The organism is Aromatoleum evansii (genome assembly GCF_045689615.1).
GTDB lineage: Bacteria > Pseudomonadota > Gammaproteobacteria > Burkholderiales > Rhodocyclaceae > Aromatoleum > Aromatoleum evansii.
Map to the genome: position 1 here is coordinate 5,343,991 of NZ_CP141259.1, position 18,052 is coordinate 5,362,042.

Sequence of the window (18,052 nt, forward strand, 5' to 3'; positions counted from 1 at the left end):
CCCATCCACACTGAGTACGTTCCGCACCAGATCGCTGCCGCGGGATCAGGGGAAGTCGAATTCATTCGTCCGGCTGCACAACCGTTTGCATCTCTACCGATGACCAGCTGATGAAAGCTCTACTGCGGACGTTCTCGATCTTCCACGGCGTCATGGCAATTCTCTTTGCCTGTGGCGCACTGATGCTCATCGTCATCGCCGCCAAGGTTGGCTGGCTGGCGTTTGCGGGCGGATTGGACCGGGGCAGTGCTCAGCAGATCATCGAAGCGATCGGCCTGCTGACGGTGGCCGTCGTGGCACTGCAGATTGCACAGACCGTCGCGGAAGAGGAGGTCGTTCGCGACGCGCACATCAGCGGACCGACGCGCGTACGCCGCTTCCTCTCGAGATTCCTCGTTGTCGTGGTCGTCGCTTTGGTCATTGAAGGCCTTGTCGCAACGTTCAAGGCTGCGAGCGAGGACGCGTCGCACATGGTGTATGCAGCTTCCATCGTGCTCGCCGCCGGAGGCCTGCTTGCCGGTTGGGGGGTGTTCATACGCATGAATCGCTACGCGGAGGAACTCGAGCCCGAAGCCATGGCGGAAGCGAAGCGCGAGGACCGGAAGCTCAAGTAGCTGCGCTAATCCCCCATGAAGCGGAGGAATCGGGGACAGACCACGGCCCCCCCTCGCTATTTTCCTTCGCAAGGATCGATGGCGTGGTCTGTCGCCGGTTTTGCAGAGCGCGCGCCGCCCACGCAGCGCCCATATGCCCGGCGTCGCGTTGAAGTCCGGTATCCCCCGGCCTAGACTGCATTTACGGAACGAGTGGTGCAGCCGCCGCGCTTCGTTCATCTCCCGGGACAGGAAACTGCGTGTGCGCTGCCGGATGCAGCTCAGAGCGCTCGAGTCCGTTGCAGCACCACCCAGGAGGCGGAAAATGAAGATCAAGCAGATTTCGCTGCTCGTGGCGGGATGCGCGGCTCTCCTGGCGGCACCGGTGGGTGCGGCCACTTTCGAGAGCGGCTCCGACGCCGCGTTCAACAGGATGGTTGAGACCCTCACGGCCGGAAACGCCGACACGGGTTCCGGCTGGTTCAATTACTACGTCGAACGGCTCAACCAGGACATTGCATTGCGCGAGGGCACCGAACCCTACGGCGCGGCCGGTCCGAATGGACCCTTGAGCGGTTTCGAGGGCTACATTTCCGGATTCCGGATGCCCGATACGGGTTCGCGCTGGTTCAACGACTACGTCGAAGCCATCAACCACATCATCCAGGAAAGGCAGGACCAGTAAGCTCATGGAGCCGGGCCGCGAGGGGGCCTTGCCGAGCGGCTCGTCGGTCGCTGCTACCGATCTCCGCGGGGCCCCGCCGGACCGCCGGCAACCTTGGCGGACGGTTGCGCGCCCGCGGTTTCCTGCGTCGTGCTCGCCTTGCCGCCGCGTTCTGCAACGGTCGGCGACGCCTCGCCGGCGAGGCCGAAGAGGGCGAGGATTTCGCGGGGCAGCCGTTTGTCCGGGCTCGCGGCCAGCCAGTCGTGCAGGTAATCGGCGAACGGCTTGCCGGCGCTGGCCTTGTCCGGATTGAGGTACTTGATCGCCTGCCAGTACTCGGGGTGGGCCTCGAAGAGCGGGAGCAAGGTGGTCGCCACCAGTTCGTTGTCCTCCCGTGCGTAGGGATTGCTCTGCAAGGATGCCTGGCGGGCCGCGAACCACGCCGGGAACGACTGGTCGGCGGCGAGGTAGCGGTGGCGCTCCGACAGCAGGCGGCGGGCGTAGCCGGCCAGCGCCTGATCGTAGCCGAACCAGTTCTTGGTCGGCGCGCTGCTCGCCCATTTCACCGCCAGCTGCTGCAGGACGAAGAGCGACGCGGTCTCGCACAACGACTCCTCGAACCACTGATTCTGCTCCGCCACCCGTTCGGCGCTTTGCGCCTTGTGATCGAAGTTGGTGAACACATGGCACAGCTCGTGGGCGAACTGGTAGGCGTATTGATACCAGCGCTCGTCGCGCGCGGTCAGGTGAATCACGTATTCGCCGTCGCTTCGCTGCTCATACAGCACCTTCGGCGATCCGGTGCGCGGGACGACGCGAATCGTGAGCTCGCCGGCGCGGGGCGAATCGACCGCGGCGAGAAACTCGCGGGCGACGGCGTCGAGGAAGACCTGGATGTCCTGCGTCGACGCCTTGCCCCAGTCGCCGGGCGCCACCTCGATGTTAAGCGGCAGGTCGCGGGCTTCCCGCTTCTTGGCGAGGCCGAGCGGGTCGCGGTGGTTGAACTTGCCCTCCATCGCCATCGTCGGCACTGCAAGATGGGCGCCCAGCACCATTGCAGCGAGATGCAGCAGGCGCATTCGGCGCCGACTGCTTCGCCTCGGCAAGGCGGGAAGGGTGGACGTGCTGAACTTCATGGCATGGTCCCGGGAGGATCGCTCGGCCCCTCGATTGCGCCACGGCGTGGGGCATCCCCGGCGCGCGAAGTGAGCCTCATCCAAGCATAGGAAATTCGACGCCCACACCGCAAGGAACGAGTGGGAAATGTGGTCTGTCCCCTCGACGTGTCCCGCCCGCCGAAGCTGAGGCAGACTACTACCGCTGTCTTTCCGGGCAGGTCATGGCCGCCTGACTCGAACAAAGCGCCCCCCGAGAACCTCGGGGCGACTCATGCACTTGTGGAGCCGGCTTCGATAGCCTGACGCCTGCCTTCGGTCCGCGTCGGTCCCGGCGAGCGCCAGGTTGCACCGCCCATCGCGCCTTGCTAGCCTGTGGCCGCCCACGCTCGGGCGCGCCTCGATGCCGCACCCTCATGAAGATCCTCTCCCTCTCCGCGCAGATCCCGTCGCTGCGGGTCGACAACGACGACATCCTCGCCGGTATCGCGGCGCACAACGCCGACCAGCCGCGGGAGCGCGTTGCGCGCTACGAGCGGGAGGTGGCCTACCTGCTCGGCCGAACGGGATCGCAGACGCGCTACCTGCGCGACCGGGCGGCAGGGGAAACGGCGCTGGGGCTCGCGCGCAAGGCGGTGGACGAGGCGCTGGCGCAGGCGGCCCTCGCGCGCGACGAGATCGACCTCCTGATCTACTGCGGCGTCGGGCGTGGGTTCCTGGAGCCGGCGAACGCGTATTTCTTCGCCGATGCGATGGGGCTTGCCTGTCCCTGCTTCGACGTGCTCGACGCGTGCATGAGCTGGGTGCGGGCGCTGGAGATCGCGTCGAAGTATCTGGCGGGGGGCGGCTACCGTCACATCCTGATCGTGAATGCGGAATTCAACGCCTACGAGTGCGGCTACCCGGAGATCCTGCGTATTCCCGCGCCGGAAGCGCTGAACCATGCGTTCGCGGCCTTCACGATCGGCGAGGCGGCGACCGCGACCATCGTGTCGCACTCGGACGATCCGTGGTCCTTCCGTTTCCGCGCGCTGCCGCAGTGGGCGGGGCTGTGCGCGATTCCCCTGCCGGGGCATCGCGATTTCTGTGCGCCGGACGCCACGCCCTGCACGGAGGGGGAGCACCGCTTCGTGTCCTTCGGCACGCGCCTGTTCGAGGTGGCGGTGGGCGGACTCGGGGAGCTGATCGGCGAGTGCGTGGCGGACGTCGCGCAGCCGGACATCTGGTTCCCGCACAGCGCGGCGGCCGGCCCTTATCCGCGCGTCGCCGCGACATGGGGCATAGATCCGGGCAAAGTTTATCTGGACTCCTTCCGTGAATATGGCAATCTCGTATCCGCGTCGATCCCTGCCGCGATCCGGCATGCCGCGGCCCGGGGCCGGTTGAAGCGCGGAGACCGCGTGGTGCTGTGCCCCGCGAGTGCGGGGATGGTGCTGGCCGTGGTGCAGTTCACGTTCTAGGCGCCGCGCGCGGCGTCCGTCGAGCTTCGAGCGCAGGAGGTCGCACATGGAACCCGAGAAGAAGAGCGCGTTCACCGGCCTGCTCAATCCGGTGGTGCTGATCCCGCTGATCATCATCTTCGGCGTGTTCGCGCTGATCGGCGCGGCGATCTTCGGCATCGACAGCGGGGTGCTGGGCAGCATGGCGCGGCTGGAGTTCGCGCGCGGGCTGATCACCTATCTCTTCGCCGTCGTGACGATCGGCACAGCGGTGGTGCTGGTGGTGTCCGCGCTGTCGAGCGGCACGTCCGAGGAGATCGAGAAGCGCTTCCAGCGCGGCAAGGAAGTGCTGTCGCTGCTGCTGGGCGTGTTCGGGACCATCGTCGGCTTCTACTTCGGATCGGAATCGCAGATCGGAAGCCGCGCCGAGTCGGCCGCCCTGCCCCGCCTGACGCCAATCATGCTGAGCCCGGCGCCGGCACGCGCAGGGCAGGATCTGCGGATCACCGCTGCCGTCATCGGCGGCATCCCGCCTTATCGCTACCGCCTCACGCTGGGCGAACGGACGCTGGCCGAACAGCAGGCGGTCAAGGAAGGGGGCTGGATCGTCACCGACACGAAGGCGCCGGCCGTGAAGTCGCCGACCGCGCTGGAGGCGGTCCTGCGCGTCACCGACGCGGCCGGCCAGGCGACGGAAACCGTCGGCAAGCTCGAGGTGCTGCCGCCGGAGGGGACGCGCTAGCGCAGCGATATCGGCGGGTGCCGGACCTGCATCTCGCGTTCGACCCCGCCCAGCACGCGGTAACGCACGAGGATCCCGTCGCCACTGAGTTCGAGCTCGCGGATCGCCGCGCCGAGCGGTCCGACGAAGGGCTGGAAGACGCCGGACGGTTCGTGCAGGGTGCGCAGACCGACGTGCGCGCGCCGCTCGGGCGTGGCGACGATGTCCAGCGCCATGTAGGGCTGGTAGTCGTAGCGCCCGGTGAAGATCGGGTAGTCCGCCACCTGCACGGTCGCGTGGCGCGGATAGCCGACGATGAGCCGCCCCCGCCCGAGCAGCATGTAGCGCATCGCGAGCGGTGCGTCGGGCTCGCCCGCGACCGTCGCGCGCACCATCCACAGGCCGTGGATGTCGAACTGCCGGTCGACCGCCGCCAGTGTCGTCTCGTCGAGGAACAGGACACAGGGGCCGTCTGCGGCAAACTGCGGGTCGGAAAACAGGTCGAGCGGCCCCACGCCGAGGGCGGCGGCACGCTGCAGGACCGGCGCCAGCCCGGCCGGATCGACCCTATGCACACGCGCCGGGTCGACGCCTTCGCGCTGCACCACGGCGTCGAAGTGCCCGCCGAGGGCCAGCTGCAAGGCGTCGCGCGACACGACCGGGAACTCGCCGCACAGCACATCGAGCCGGGAGGAGCCCCAGATGTCCGCCGCGTGGGCGGTCGCGGCCAACATGAGGAACAGGGACGCGGCTACTGTCCTCACTGTCTTCGAGCCTGGAACGGGAATGGTCGGCGGTCGCTTGTTTTCGGCCTGCGCTTCATGCCGGCACGTCCACCGCGACCGGCCTCCTATCGACGATGCTGGCCGCGAAGAACGTCTTCCATTGGCCGGGCGCCGCGGCCCACAGCTGTTGCTCGTGCTCGGCATGGGTGCCCTCCTTGCGGTACCCGCCCAATGCGACGAGTGCGCCACAGGGAGTGATCTCCAGCCTGTCGGCATAGACGTAGACCGCGTCGCCGTCGCCCTTCACGCACCAGTAGTGGATCCCATAGTCGTTGGCTGAGCTCATGATGACCTCCATCGCTGCCGCGCAGCGCGTCGCCGCAACCGGTGCGATCCGGCGTCCGGAGGGCCTGCGCTTTTTGACCAACCTCCCCTACACAAGATAGGTCAAGGATCGGGGTCGTACCATGAACCCCTGTGGTGCTTTCTGTCGAACTGCCGGCAGCCGGCTTGCGCGGGGCGGGTCTTGTCTCTGGCGCCCTCCCGCCTTCACGGCGACCAGGACCCACCCCGTACTCGCTCAGCTCAGATGCCGAGAATCTTCATCGCCTTGCCCAAGGTGTCGACGGATTCCTGATGCTTGCCGGCCTTGTGCTGGGCTTCGCCGTCGGCGCGCAGCTGCTTGACTTCACTCATTTGCGCTACGCTCAGCTTGGGGCTGGCGGCGAGGGCGGCGTCGATCTTCTTCATGTCGGCGGGGCAATGCATGGCCAGGGCGCTGCCGGAGAACAGTGCGGCGAGGGCCAGGATGACGAACTTTTTCATGGGGATCTCCTCGGGGACAACGCGGACGAAGATGCCTGCGTATGAGCTGAACAGGTCGACGCGCGGGTTTATTCCGAAGCCCTGCGACGGTAGAAGCCCGGCGTTGCAGGCCGCCCTGCCGGCCACGGCGGGCTGCGCGCAGGCGCGCTTTGCCTATTCCGCTTGCACGGTAGAGTCCGTTCCACCTCGCGGGCTCGGCATGAAGGTCACGCGGTAGCGTATCGCTTGCCCGCATCGATCGAGCGTCCAACGTTCCACGTACTGCTTTGGGCGCCGGCTTCTCTCGATCAATTCGGTGTCGGTGATCCTGTGGTTGGCGCAGTCCGGGGCCTTCGCGCTGTCGAGCATGACGATCGTGCTCATGACGGCTTGCTGCAATGGTGGCGTTGCACCGCTTTCGCCAACTAGAAACCCGGACGCGGCCATACAAGGGCGGTCCTGGGCTCATGCCGCGTGCGGGTCGGGCGACAAAGATGTCCCGGCATGTATCGGGCGCCTTGCTCTGAACGAAAGAACGCGCACAATGGACGATCAACGCGACCAACCAGTCATCCGCGGAAGCTGCGATGAAGGCATTGCTGCGCACCCTCGTCCTCACGACCCTCGCGTGGGCAGTCCCCCTGCCCGCTACCGGCGAGGTGTTCAAGTGCGTCCTGGCCGACGGCAAGGTCATCTATCAGGATTCGCCCTGCGCCGGCACACATAGCCCGCGCCCACTCCACATCGAGACCGGTCGCCCGTCGGTTCGGGACGAACTGGATGCCGAGGAGCGCGCTGCCACTGAACGACAACGCTTGCGGCAGTTGGAGGAGGCGCGCGAGGACCAGGAGCGCAACGCCGAATTGGAGCAGGAAGCCCGCCGCAAACGTGAGGCCCGGGAACCGCCGGAACCGAGCCTCGAGGCCCGATGCGCGGACTACATCAAGCGCGCCGAACAGCTCGAGAAGCCCCTGGTCCCGCAGCAACAGAAATATGAGATCGAGCTCAGGAGACGGGGCGACGATGCGCGGTCGCGGCGCGAGAAGGCACGGGCGCTTCGCGACAAGTACTTCACCGAGTGCCTCGGGCGGTATTGATTCGGAACGGCAATCGTGGTCGGTTTGCCATTTCGCTTTTCGCAGCACCCGCACGACGCATCGGACACCACTCCGGACGGCCGCCCGTGGATCTCATGAGCGGACTGGAACGCCGCACGGTCAAGGCGAACGGTATCTGGGCAGAGTTCGGCGAGATGCACGAGCGGCGTTTCGGCGTGCAGCGGCCGGCGCGCGGCGCGGGCCCGGCCACACCTGAGGTTATCTTATGTTTTCAAATATTTAGGTTGCAATAGGCGCCCACGGCGCGTATCGTACACGGCGCGATTTCCAGTAGTGTTGCTGTCTTGTTGGTCTAATGTCCGCAGTTCTGCGGCGTCAATTCCCCCTTCTCAGTTCGCCTTCTTGATCTCGCCTCACCCAGAGGCTCTGCCCGGCATCATCAAGTAACGGCTTGGTCCCTCCCCGCACGCGGCGTGTCTGCCCGTGCACTTCATTTCGGCGTGGCCGCAGCGGCCAGGACCCGCCGTTTCATCACGACAAGGAGCACACCATGCTAAGCCCCATCCAGCGAACCGAACTCCGCACCTACTACTACACCCCCGTGCATTGCCCGTTCTGCGGCACGCGTGTCATGGGGGCCGACCCGGCTGACGAGACACGCATTACCGCCTGCGCGCACACCTTGTTCATCGCCCATGACACGGCTTTCGAATACCGCTCCGAGCGTTTCGACCGCAACCTCGATCTCGACGGCCTGACCGAGAAGGAGGTCGAGGAGCGTTGGAGCGGCGAGGAAGGCGGTGTCGACGGCTTCACCAACCAGGTCACACTGGCGGACGCAATCAAGGTTGCCGCCTACGCACCGGCCCCTTCCGCCTATGGCTCGTACTACGGATTCGCGCCCACCGAGTGATCCGTGCAGTAGCATGACGCGATGCACACCCTGATCGACCACGTATTCGTCGGCGCGTTGCGCCCGCTGCCGCCCGAAGGCCAGCTGACGGGCATGTTCAAGCAGGCGGTCGACGGCCCCGTCGCCGTCACGGCCGAGGGCCTCGCCGGCGACCGCCAGGCCGACCGACGCTACCACGGCGGCGCGGAGAAGGCGCTGCACCACTATCCCGCCGAGCATTACGCGCGCCTGGCGCTGCGCTACCCCGAACGCGCCGCGCTGTTGCAGGCGGGCGTGCTCGGCGAGAACCTGTCGACGCGGGGCTGGACGGAAGAGTCGGTGTGCATCGGCGACCTGTTCCGCATCGGCACCGCCCTTGTCCAGCTGAGCCAGCCGCGCCGGCCATGCTGGAAGATCGACCACCGCCTCGATAGCGAGGGCGCCTCGCTGTTCGTCGCGCAGGCGGGGATCACCGGCTGGTACTACCGCGTGCGCGAAGCCGGCACGATCGCGGCGGGCGACGTCTTCGAACTGGTCGAGCGCCCTAACCCGGCGCTGAGCGTCACCGCGTTCATCGGTGCGACCCAGGCGCATCGGCCTGAGCCGGCCGAGCTGCGCGCCATTGCCGCCGCGGCTGGCCTTGCGCCCGAATGGATGCGGCGCCTGAGCGAACGGGCGGACTGGCTCGAACGGTCGTGACGCACCCAAGACCCGGCGTTTGCTGCCCCTCTGCCGGAAACCGCGAAGGTGCGCAGGCGGCTTTTCCTGCTTCGCTTGCACGGTAAGGTCTGCTCCCCCTCGCGGACTCCGCGGGAAGGTCACGCGATAGCGGCCCAACCAGAAGTGCATCGCTTGGTCGCTCGGCGGTTTCGCTGGCTCTCGGTCGGCATTCACACTGGCAATCGCAGTCGAGCGCCGATTCGCCGCGGTTTGCTCACCCACCCTAAAGTTTTCCGCGAAGCCCACCGTTACAATCCGTTACCGTTCAACCACCATTGAAAGCGGCGGCAAACCAGCCGTTCCTTTCGCCGCTTCACGCTGATCAGGAGCTCCACCATGACCCTCACCATCCGGCAGAAGGTCTTCGGCACCGCCTTTGTCGCCGTCCTTGTCACCCTGGGGGTCGGATTGATCGGCTACAACGCGATCGTCCGTCTGACCGAAGCGAATGACCTCTCCGCGACCTACGCGGAAGCCATCCGCCACCACGTCGAGACGGACATGTTCCACGACGCCATCAACAGCGACGTGCAGGCGGCACTCCTCGCCGGCCTGCGCGAAGACGCGGACGGGCACAAGCAGGCGCTGGCCGACGTCAGGGAGCACGCGGCGGCGATCACGGCCAACGTCGGCGCGCTGGCCGAACTGCCGATCGCGCCCGCGATCAAGGCATCCATCGCCGACGCCCGGCCGGCGCTCGAGACCTACACGCGCGGCGCCGAAGCGCTGGTGGCGATGGCGCTGGAGCAGAGGGAGGCGGCCTTCGAGAAGAAGGGCGAATTCGACAAGCAGTTCACCGAGCTCGAGGCTGCGCTGGAGAAGGTCAGCGACCACCTCGTGGAACAGACCAAGCGCTCGCGCGACGAGGCGGTCGCGGCCGCAGCGGGGCAGAAGCGCCTGGCGATCGGGGCGCTGGCCGTGGCCCTGCCTCTGCTGGTGCTCATGAGCATCCTCACCGTGCGCAGCATCAGCCAGCGCTTGCGCAGTTTGCAGACCTTCATGGCGGATCTCGCATCGGGCGAAGCGGATGTGCGCAAGCGGCTGCCCACCGAAGGCAATGACGAGATCGCCGGCAGCGCGACGGCCTTCAACGCCTTCATGAACACCTTGCAGCAGATCGTGAAAGACGTCAGCCGCAACGCCGAAAGCCTCGACACCGCGGCCAGGGAGCTCGCCGCATCGGCAAGCGAAACGGAGAAGCGCGCCTTCTCGCAGAGCAACGCCTCGGAAACCGCGGCGGCCACCATCGAGGAGCTGTCGGTCAGCATTGCGGCGGTCGCCGCCAGCGCGGAAGAAGTGCGCACACTTTCGCAGGGCGCCCGCGACCGCACGGAGCAGAGCCGCGAGAACCTCGACCGCCTGATCGCGGAAGTGAGCGCGATCGAGCAAGGGGTGCGCAACATCGCGAGCTCCGCAGCCGCCTTCATCGAGAGCACCTCCGTCATCACGACCATGACGCGTCAGGTGAGGGAGATCGCCGACCAGACCAACCTGCTGGCCCTCAACGCGGCCATCGAGGCCGCGCGGGCGGGCGAACACGGCCGCGGCTTCGCGGTGGTGGCGGACGAGGTGCGCAAGCTGGCCGAGCGATCGTCGCATTCCGCGGTGCAGATCGACGAAGTCACCGCCAGCCTGGGCGAACGCTCCTCCGAAGTGGAGGGCGCGATCCGCAACTGCCTGCTGGCGCTGGAGAAGAGCCATGCCTGCGTGGACAGTGTCGTGGACAGCCTGGGCGGTGCGGACGGATCCGTGACCCACGCCGCGGCCGGTGTTGATGACATCGCGCAGGCCGTGCAGGAACAGCGCATCGCCAGCCAGGGCATCGCCCAGAACGTCGAGCAGATCGCGCGCATGGCGGAGGGCAATCACATCTCGGCGAAGGAGTCGGCCACCGTGGTCGGGACCTTGGGCGAGACTTCGGCCGAGCTGCGCGAGCTGGTGTGCCGCTTTCGCGCCTGAGGCGCGCGGCGTCAGGTGCCGGCGAGCGGCAGCTCGACGGTGAACAAGGCGCCGCCGTCGGGGTGGTTGGCCGCCGACAGCCGCCCGCCGTGGCGCTCGACGATGCCGTAGCTGATCGCCAGGCCCAGCCCCGTGCCCATGCCGACCGGCTTGGTGGTGAAGAAGGGGTCGAAGATGCGGTCGAGGATCTCGGCCGCGAGGCCCGGGCCGTTGTCGTGGAAGAGGATGCGCACGCGGCCGTCGCTGCGTTCGGCGCGGATGTCGAGGCGCGGATCGGCGCGGCCGGCGGTGGCGTCGCAGGCGTTCTGCACGAGGTTCATGACGACCTGCTGCATCTGCCCGGATGAGCCGGTGAGCGGGAGTTCGTCGGGCAGGTCGACGTCGACACGGAAGTTGTCGCGCGCGGCCTTGCACACCCAGCGCACGGCGCGCTCGACGACGTCGCGCAGGTCGAAGGGGCGGTTCTCGTCGCGGTCGATCGCGGAGAAACGCTTGAGGCCATCGACGATGTCGCGCGTGCGTTCGGCGCCTTCTATCGTGCCTTCGATCAGTGGCGGCAGGTCGGCGACGATGCGGTCGATGCGCAGTTCCCCGCGCAATTCGGCGAGCGCTGCGGGCGGCTCGCCGGCATGTACGGCGGCGAGGTAGCGTTCCAGCCGTTCGGCGTAGCGCTTCAGCGCATGCACGTTGCCGAGCACGAAGCTGATGGGGTTGTTGAGTTCGTGTGCGACGCCGGCGACCAGGCGCCCGAGCGAGGCCATCTTCTCGGAATGCAGGAGCTGCTGCTGCGTGCGCTTGAGATCTTCGTGGGCCTGGCGCAGCGCGTGGTAGGCCTTGCGCAGTTCCCCGACCGGGCGGCCGGTGATGACCATGCCGAGCGACTTGCCGACGGCGCTGAAGCGCGGCGTGCAGTTGAGCGACACCGGCACGGCGCCGCCGTCGGCCGCGCGCAGCGGCAGTTCGCAGTCATGCACGGCCTGCTGGCCGAAGCTGCCGAGGAGTTCGCGGGCGCGGTCGTGCGGGACGTCCTCGGCGAAGAGGTCGTGGATCGGCCGGCCGCGCAGCTCGCCGGCGTCGCGGCCGCAGAAGTCGACGAGCGAGCGATTGACGTCCTCGATACGGCCGTTGCGATCGCACACGACCATGATGTCGGACATCGAGGTCAGCACCGAGAGGATGAACTGCTGCGATTCCTCGAGCTTGGCGTTCTTCTCTTCGAGCGCGACTTCGTACTGCAGCAGGTCGGAGTAGACCTCGTCCATCTTGTGGATGACGTCCATCCACATGTCCTCGTCCACGGCGATGAGCTCGCCGGGGTGGCCGGTGTGGCCGGGGGTCTTGTCGGGGGGCGGCTGCTCGCTCATGGTTTTCAGTGCACGGTGCACACCATGCAGGGGTCGAAGGAGCGGACGACGTGCTGCACCGCCAGCGGGACGGCCTCGCCCTCCGCTACCGGGGTGCCGACGAGGGCCTGTTCGAGCACGCCTGGCGTGCCGTCGGCGTCGCGCGGCGAGAAGTTCCACGTGGTCGGGGCGACGACCTGGTAGTTGGCGATGCGCCCCTGGCGGATCACCAGCCAGTGGCCCAGCGCGCCGCGCGCGGCCTCGACCAGGCCGACGCCCTGCGCTTCGTCGGGCAGCGGGCCGTGGTGGCAGAAGGCTTCCCCGGGTTCGATCGCGCGGATCCAGCTTTCCATCGCCGGCACGACGCGGGCGAATTCCAGCAGGCGCGCGACGACGCGGTTGGCGACGTTGCCGCCGCTCGTGGCGACGAGTTCGCGGATCAGCGGATGGCCGTCGACGACCTGGCGCGCGAGGGCGCCGCATTCGACCACTTCGCCCTTGAGGCGCGGCGCCTTGCACCAGCTGTAGGCACCGGCGCGTTCGATGTCGACGCGGGTGTCGCCCTGCCAGGGGTGGAGCGCGTGCGCGTCGGCCATCCAGGCGTGGCTCGCGTCTTCGGCGACGTCGGTGTGAGCGACCGGGGCGAGCGTGGCGCCGGGCGCGTGCCACACGCCGCGCGCGAAGAGCGGGGAGCCGGCGAGCGGGTAGTTGCCGTAGCTGAGGAAGCGGTCGGTGGCGCGGCCGAGGCGATCGAGCGCGAGCGCGTCGGCGATCTCGAGGAAGAGGCGGAAGTCGCTGGACGCGGGGGCGCGGGCGGCTTTCCAGGCCTCCAGCGCGGCGATCGAGTCGAGCGCGGCGATGGCTTCGAGCGTGTCGCCGAAGAGCCGGCGTTCGAGCCAGCCGCGGAACTGGCGCAGCAGCGCGTGCACGCGGATCTTCTCCGAGGCGCCGATCGCGCGCGCGGAGCCGCCGGGCTGCAGCGTGAGGCTGTGCGGCCATTTGCCGGCGAGGAGGCCGAGGATCTGCAGGAAGGCGGCGCGCGCGGGCAAGGCATCGGCGGTGGCCGAGCCTTCGACGGCCTTGAAGCGCGCGCGGGCGGCGTCGAACCACGGCCGACCGGCGTAGGCGTCGCGCGCGAAGTCCGGCATGAAGAAGAGGTAGAAGTGGGTGAAGTGGTCGGCGAGGTTCTCGTTGGCGAGGATCAGGTTCGCGGCGAGTTCGCCGTTCGGGGGCGGCGCGAGGCCCATCGCGTCGCCGAGGGCGCGGGCGGCGGCGGCCGATTGCGACACCGAGCAGATGCCGCAGATGCGCGGGACGAAAACGAGTGCGTCGCGCGGGTCCTTGCCGAGCAGGATCTGTTCGAAGCCGCGGAAGAGCGGGGAATTCACGTGTGCGGCGGCGACGCGGCCGTCCTGCACGTCGAGCGTGACTTCGAGGTCGCCTTCGACGCGGTTGAAGGGGCCGACGATGAGGCGAGTCATTTCGGCCTCGCCTTGCGCAGCGCCGGTGCGACGACCGGATGGTCGACGCGCGCGTTGTCGCGCACGCGCTTCGGCGTCGCGGACTTCGACAGCGCGGCGAGCGCGACGAACCAGGCCTTGGGCATGTCGGAGGGCAGGCCGATGGGGATGCCGGCGACCTTGGGCGTGGTGGCGAAGGGGTGGCCGGGTTCCTCGAAGCCGGGTTCGGTGCAGGCAATGCAGGCGTAGCCGCCGGTGATGCAGGAGCCGCCGCCGTTCCACGGCCGCACGTTGCAGTCGGCATGGGCCTGGGTGCCCATGCAGCCGAGGTTTTCCATCAGGCAGCCGAGGTCGGAGGCCTTCTCGGCGCTGGCCTTGAACTCGTAGAACTCGTTGCGGCTGCAGCCGTGGTGCACGAGGTGGTCGGCGTAGAAGCGCGGACGGCCGAGGGCGTCGAGACCGTCGGGGCCGAGTTCGCCGAGCGCGAGGCCGAGCAGTGTCTCGACGACCCAGGCGGGGTGGGTCGGGCAACCGGCGACGTTGATCACCGGCCAGCCGGCGACGGAGCGGTACTCGGCACCGAGCAGGCCGCCGCGGGTTTCGCCGTCGTATTGCAGGCCGCAGGCTTCGGCCGGGTTCATGCCGCCGGCGGTGATGCCACCCCAGGCGGCGCAGCTGCCGATCGCGAGGGCATGTTTGGCGCGGGCGGCGAGGTCCCGGACCCAGTCGATCATCGGGCGGCCGGTGCCGGCGAGCATGTGGAAGCGGCCGGTGCCTTGCGGGCCGCGCAGCATGGAGCCTTCGACGCAGAGGAGGTCGACGGCGGTTTCGCCGCGGACGCAGGACTCGAGCAGTGTGATGACCTCGGCGCCGGTTTGCTCGGACAGCGCGGGGTGCCACAGGAGCTTGATGCCGGCGTCGCGCAGCATGGCGACGAGGTCGCGCGAGTCGTGGCACAGCAGGGACATCGTGCAGCCGCCGCAACCGCCGGATTGGAGCCAGAGGAGGTTCATGGCTGTTTTCGTGCTCTTTGTTCCGTCGAATCCGCGCCCGGCTGGGGGTGTTCGGCCGCGTTACATGCCTGTGGGAGCGGCTTCAGCCGCGAATCGGCGCCCATTCGCGGCTGAAGCCGCTCCCACGGAATCGGGCCCGCGCCAGATGCCGTTTCGGCCGTGCGGGAAAGCGAAATGCATGCCGCCAACCCGCCGCCGGTACGACGGCGTTGTCCGTCTCCCATCTCAATTCGTCTCCAGGCCATAGCGCGCAAGCTTGCTGCGCAGGCCGACGCGCGACAGGCCGAGTTCCTGCGCGGCGCGGGTCTTGTTCCAGCGGTGGCGGATCAGGCTTTCCTTGACGATGCGGGCCTCCAGCGCTTCGAGGCGGGTCTTGAGGTCGCCGTCGAGGCCGGCCAGGAGCTGGAGTTCCGGTTCCTGGTGGTCTTCGGCGGCCCGCAGCACGCGCGGCGACAGGTGGGCCGCGGAAAGCCGGGGGCCGTCGGACAGCGCGATCATGCGCAGGACTTCGTTCCTGAGTTCGCGCACGTTGCCGGGCCAGCGGTAGGCCTGCAGGCAGGCGAGGATGTCGGCGCCGAGCGGCTCGAACTCGCGGCCGAGGGACTGGCGGGCGCTGTCGACGTATTGCTGGGCGATGAGCGGAATGTCCATGCGGCGCTCGCGCAGCGGCGGCACGGCGATGGTGATCGCGGCGAGGCGGTAGTAGAGGTCTTCGCGGAAGCGGCCTTCGCGGACGTCGGCTTCGAGGTCGCGGTTGGTGGCGGCGATCACGCGCACGTCGACGGCCACCGGGCGCGCGGCGCCGACCGGGCGGACTTCGCCTTCCTGCAGCACGCGCAGCAGCTTCACCTGGAAGGCGGCGGAGGTTTCGCCGATCTCGTCGAGCAGGATGGAGCCGTTGTCGGCCTGGCGGAAGAGGCCTTCGCGGTCTTCGTGGGCGCCGGTGAAGGCGCCGCGGCGGGCGCCGAAGAGCTCGGATTCGAGCAGGGTGTCGGGCACGGCGCCACAGTTCTCGACGACGAAGGCCTGCTCGCTGCGGCCGCTGCCGTAGTGCAGCGCGCGGGCGAGGAGTTCCTTGCCGGTGCCGGATTCGCCGGTCAGCAGCACCGGGATGTCGAAGTCGGCGACCTTGGCGACGAGCGCGCAGAGGGCGTTCATCGGCGAGTCGGGGGCGCGCAGCAGGGCGTCGGCGCCGAAGCGGCGGCGCGCGGTGTCCTTCTTGCCGGCGACGCGCTGGCGCAGCACGGGGCTGGCGACCCTGAGGTCGAGCGACAGGCGCTGGTTCTCGCGCTGCAGACGGTGCATCTCGGCCGCGCCGCGCAGCGTGAGCAGGAGCTGTTCGGGCTGCCAGGGCTTGAGCAGGTACTGGTAGATGCCGCCGTCGTTGATGCTGGCGATGATGTCTTCCGAATCGGTGTAGCCGGAGATGATGATGCGCACGGCGTCGGGCCAGCGTTCGCGCACCTGGCGCAGCAGCTGCACGCCGGAGGTGCCCGGCATGCGCTGGTCGGAGAGCACGATCTGTATCCACTCGCGTTCTAGGATCGCGAGCGCTTCATCGGCCGAGGACGCGGTGAAGACCTCGAAGTCCTCGTCGAGCGTGCGGCGCAGGGCCTCCTGCGAGCGGACTTCGTCGTCGACGATGAGGACGGTCGGCAGGGCGCCGGCGGGGAGGCGGCTCGTCATGCGGCTTCGGCCTCGTCCGGCACGCGCCAGCCGAGGTCGCGGTGGCGCGCGAGGTGGCGCGGGGTCCAGGATTGCGGGCTCTTCATCACGAAATGGTAGCGCGCGACGTGGTAGCTGGGGTCGAAGCCGTAGAAGTTGCGGCGCATCGCGGCGAGTTCTTCGTCGCGGTAGGCGGAGAGCGGCTTGTCGGCTTCGTCGGCGGCGCGCCGGGAAGCCTTGGCGGCGATGCGCTCGGCGAGGGCGGGATCGGCCGCGAGCGCGGCGGCGTGGCGGGCGATTTCGGTCTCGAAGGTGGGCAGGTCGGGGCTGAAGGTGGCGTCGACCAGGCCGAGGGGCTTCGCATCTCGCGCGAGCAGCGGCAGACGGTTGGCCATGATGCGGCGGCCGGCTTCCGTGCCGACGCGGCGCGGCAGCAGGTAGGTCCAGTATTCCGAGCCGAACAGATTGCCCATGTTCTTGTAGTGCGGGTTCAGCACGATGCCGTCGCGCGCCCACACGTAATCCGCCGCGAGCGCGAGGAAGCAGCCCCCTGCCCCGGCGTTGCCGCGCAGCGCGGCGACCGTGAGGCGGTCGGTGAGCGTGAGCAGCGCGAGGCAGACGTCGTCCATCGCGTTGATGTTGGCCCAGGATTCGTCCGCGGGCGAGGCGGCGGCCTCGATGCGGTTGAGGTGGATGCCGTTGGACCAGAAGTCGCGCCCGCCTTCGAGGACCAGGACGCGGGTCTGGCGGGTCGCCGCGAATCGGATCGCGGCGGTGAGGCGGCGGCATTGGTCGGTCGCCATCGCACCGTTGTAGAAGTCGAAGGCGAGGAAGCCGATCGTGCCGTCGGGACTTTCGCGGTAGCGCAGTTCGCTCCAGCGGAGGTCGGTCGCGTCGCGCATCAGGGGGATGGCGAGTTCGGGCAGCGCGGCCGATTCGGCGGCGAAGGCGACGGTCGCGGGGAGCTTGAAGGGGTGCTCGTGGTCGGCGCGTTTGACGTGGCCGATCCAGACGGCGCCGTCGGTGGTGGCGCGCAGGAGGGCGCCGTCGCGGCGGGCGATGACTTCGCCGGGTCCGGCGGGGCGGAGTTCGTCGGGCGTCGCAGGGTGGGCGTCGAAGAGGTGGCAGGGAACGCCGAACAGCGCGTCGGCGACGCCGGGGAAGCCGTCGGCGGCGCGGAGTTTTTGCAGGATGGTTGTCGTGTTGTCGTTGGACCAGTCGATTTGCCGGTGGGCTTGTCGCATCAGCGGGCGTTCGATACCGCGCGTCCCACATGCGAGGGCACGGTCGTAGGGCGGGAGAAGCGCAGCGCATCCCGCCATGCCGGGTGTGGCGGGATACGCCTTCGGCTCCTCCCGCCCTACGAGGGAGGCGCCCGACGGGATCCCGGCCAGGGGCGTCGGCACCCATGTGCCGGCACGCCAGGCGGGCAGCTTTTCGATGGCGGATCGGACCGCCTGCAATGCGGCGGCGGTGACTTCGTTGCGGTAGAGGCTCGCCTTCGTCGCGTCGCGCATCGGAAAGGTGACGCTCGCCCAGACGGGGCCGGCGTCCATCGCGGCCTCGGCCTGCAGGACGGTGACGCCCCACTCCCCTTCCCCGTTGGTGATGGCCCAGTCGAGCGCGGACGGGCCGCGGTCGCCGACGATGCCGGGGTGCACGATCAGCGTGAGGTGGCACGACCAGATCGATTCGGGCACGGCGCGCTTGAGGAAGGGCGCGAGGATCAGATCCGGGCGGAAGAGCGCGACGGCCTCCTCGGCGACGCGGTCGGCGATGTCGAACTCGACGGAGAGCTCGTGGCCGTCGGCCTGCAGCTCGGCGAAGAGGCGCTGGGTGAGGCTGTTGAAGCTGTGGGTGAGGAGGAGGATGCGCATGTCG

General features: G+C 68.5%; 18 protein-coding genes. 8 read left to right on the forward strand and 10 right to left on the reverse strand.

Translation table 11 applies throughout. The features are described 5' to 3' along the window. Positions 1–110: 110 nt before the first annotated feature. Both U5817_RS24990 and U5817_RS24995 read left to right on the forward strand, forming a co-directional pair. Positions 111–614, forward strand: coding sequence for a hypothetical protein (locus U5817_RS24990; RefSeq protein WP_407279230.1), 504 nt, complete (start codon positions 111–113; stop codon positions 612–614). A gap of 304 nt (positions 615–918) precedes the next feature. After that, positions 919–1,278: a hypothetical protein gene (locus tag U5817_RS24995; RefSeq protein WP_407279231.1), complete on the forward strand. Its 360-nt coding sequence runs from the start codon at positions 919–921 to the stop codon at positions 1,276–1,278. 53 nt (positions 1,279–1,331) lie between these two features. Here the strand turns inward: U5817_RS24995 and U5817_RS25000 are convergent, their stop codons facing one another. Then, positions 1,332–2,336, reverse strand: coding sequence for a hypothetical protein (locus U5817_RS25000; RefSeq protein WP_407279232.1), 1,005 nt, complete (start codon positions 2,334–2,336; stop codon positions 1,332–1,334). Between the two features lie 452 nt (positions 2,337–2,788). Here U5817_RS25000 and U5817_RS25005 point away from each other — a divergent pair, with 452 nt between their 5' ends. Then, positions 2,789–3,832 (forward strand): 3-oxoacyl-ACP synthase III family protein, encoded by a 1,044-nt coding sequence (locus U5817_RS25005; RefSeq protein ID WP_407279233.1) that lies wholly within the window; start codon positions 2,789–2,791, stop codon positions 3,830–3,832. Positions 3,833–3,878: 46 nt separating this feature from the next. Then, complete coding sequence (locus tag U5817_RS25010) at positions 3,879–4,553, forward strand: hypothetical protein (RefSeq protein ID WP_407279234.1); 675 nt, start codon at positions 3,879–3,881, stop codon at positions 4,551–4,553. On the opposite strand, the gene U5817_RS25015 is transcribed toward U5817_RS25010, so the two are convergent. The 4 genes from U5817_RS25015 to U5817_RS25030 all read right to left on the reverse strand — a co-directional run bounded on the left by U5817_RS25015 (position 4,550) and on the right by U5817_RS25030 (position 6,445). Further along, positions 4,550–5,296: a hypothetical protein gene (locus U5817_RS25015; protein ID WP_407279235.1), complete on the reverse strand. Its 747-nt coding sequence runs from the start codon at positions 5,294–5,296 to the stop codon at positions 4,550–4,552. The two genes, U5817_RS25010 and U5817_RS25015, sit on opposite strands and share 4 nt — an antisense overlap. A 55-nt stretch (positions 5,297–5,351) precedes the next feature. After that, a complete protein-coding gene (locus tag U5817_RS25020) occupies positions 5,352–5,603 on the reverse strand; it encodes a hypothetical protein (protein ID WP_169132331.1) in 252 nt (83 codons plus the stop codon). A 239-nt stretch (positions 5,604–5,842) separates the two neighbouring features. Continuing rightward, complete coding sequence (locus tag U5817_RS25025) at positions 5,843–6,082, reverse strand: hypothetical protein (RefSeq protein WP_407279236.1); 240 nt, start codon at positions 6,080–6,082, stop codon at positions 5,843–5,845. A 153-nt stretch (positions 6,083–6,235) separates the two neighbouring features. Then, positions 6,236–6,445 carry a hypothetical protein gene (locus tag U5817_RS25030; RefSeq protein ID WP_407279237.1) on the reverse strand — a complete coding sequence of 70 codons (210 nt, stop codon included), beginning with the start codon at positions 6,443–6,445 and terminating at the stop codon, positions 6,236–6,238. Positions 6,446–6,648: 203 nt separating this feature from the next. Here U5817_RS25030 and U5817_RS25035 point away from each other — a divergent pair, with 203 nt between their 5' ends. From U5817_RS25035 to U5817_RS25050, 4 genes are all read left to right on the forward strand, one after another. Continuing rightward, a complete protein-coding gene (locus tag U5817_RS25035) occupies positions 6,649–7,158 on the forward strand; it encodes a DUF4124 domain-containing protein (RefSeq protein WP_407279238.1) in 510 nt (169 codons plus the stop codon). A 511-nt stretch (positions 7,159–7,669) separates the two neighbouring features. Next, positions 7,670–8,032, forward strand: a complete 363-nt coding sequence (locus tag U5817_RS25040; RefSeq protein WP_169132327.1) for a hypothetical protein — start codon at positions 7,670–7,672, stop codon at positions 8,030–8,032. Between the two features lie 21 nt (positions 8,033–8,053). Then, positions 8,054–8,710 carry an MOSC domain-containing protein gene (locus tag U5817_RS25045; protein ID WP_407279239.1) on the forward strand — a complete coding sequence of 219 codons (657 nt, stop codon included), beginning with the start codon at positions 8,054–8,056 and terminating at the stop codon, positions 8,708–8,710. Between the two features lie 357 nt (positions 8,711–9,067). Beyond that, positions 9,068–10,690 carry a methyl-accepting chemotaxis protein gene (locus U5817_RS25050; RefSeq protein WP_407279240.1) on the forward strand — a complete coding sequence of 541 codons (1,623 nt, stop codon included), beginning with the start codon at positions 9,068–9,070 and terminating at the stop codon, positions 10,688–10,690. An 11-nt stretch (positions 10,691–10,701) separates the two neighbouring features. Here the strand turns inward: U5817_RS25050 and U5817_RS25055 are convergent, their stop codons facing one another. The 5 genes from U5817_RS25055 to U5817_RS25075 all read right to left on the reverse strand — a co-directional run bounded on the left by U5817_RS25055 (position 10,702) and on the right by U5817_RS25075 (position 18,048). Beyond that, positions 10,702–12,054, reverse strand: a complete 1,353-nt coding sequence (locus U5817_RS25055) for a sensor histidine kinase (protein ID WP_407279241.1) — start codon at positions 12,052–12,054, stop codon at positions 10,702–10,704. Positions 12,055–12,059: 5 nt separating this feature from the next. Next, positions 12,060–13,514, reverse strand: coding sequence for a nickel-dependent hydrogenase large subunit (locus U5817_RS25060; RefSeq protein ID WP_407279242.1), 1,455 nt, complete (start codon positions 13,512–13,514; stop codon positions 12,060–12,062). Then, complete coding sequence (locus U5817_RS25065) at positions 13,511–14,506, reverse strand: HupU protein (RefSeq protein ID WP_407279243.1); 996 nt, start codon at positions 14,504–14,506, stop codon at positions 13,511–13,513. Before U5817_RS25065 ends, U5817_RS25060 begins: the two co-directional genes overlap by 4 nt. A 225-nt stretch (positions 14,507–14,731) precedes the next feature. Further along, the gene (locus tag U5817_RS25070) at positions 14,732–16,192 is read right to left on the reverse strand and encodes a sigma-54-dependent transcriptional regulator (RefSeq protein WP_407279244.1); all 1,461 of its coding nucleotides are present in this window, start codon (positions 16,190–16,192) and stop codon (positions 14,732–14,734) included. Continuing rightward, the gene (locus U5817_RS25075) at positions 16,189–18,048 is read right to left on the reverse strand and encodes a hydrogenase maturation protein (RefSeq protein WP_407279245.1); all 1,860 of its coding nucleotides are present in this window, start codon (positions 18,046–18,048) and stop codon (positions 16,189–16,191) included. Before U5817_RS25075 ends, U5817_RS25070 begins: the two co-directional genes overlap by 4 nt. Between the last annotated feature and the right edge of the window lie 4 nt (positions 18,049–18,052).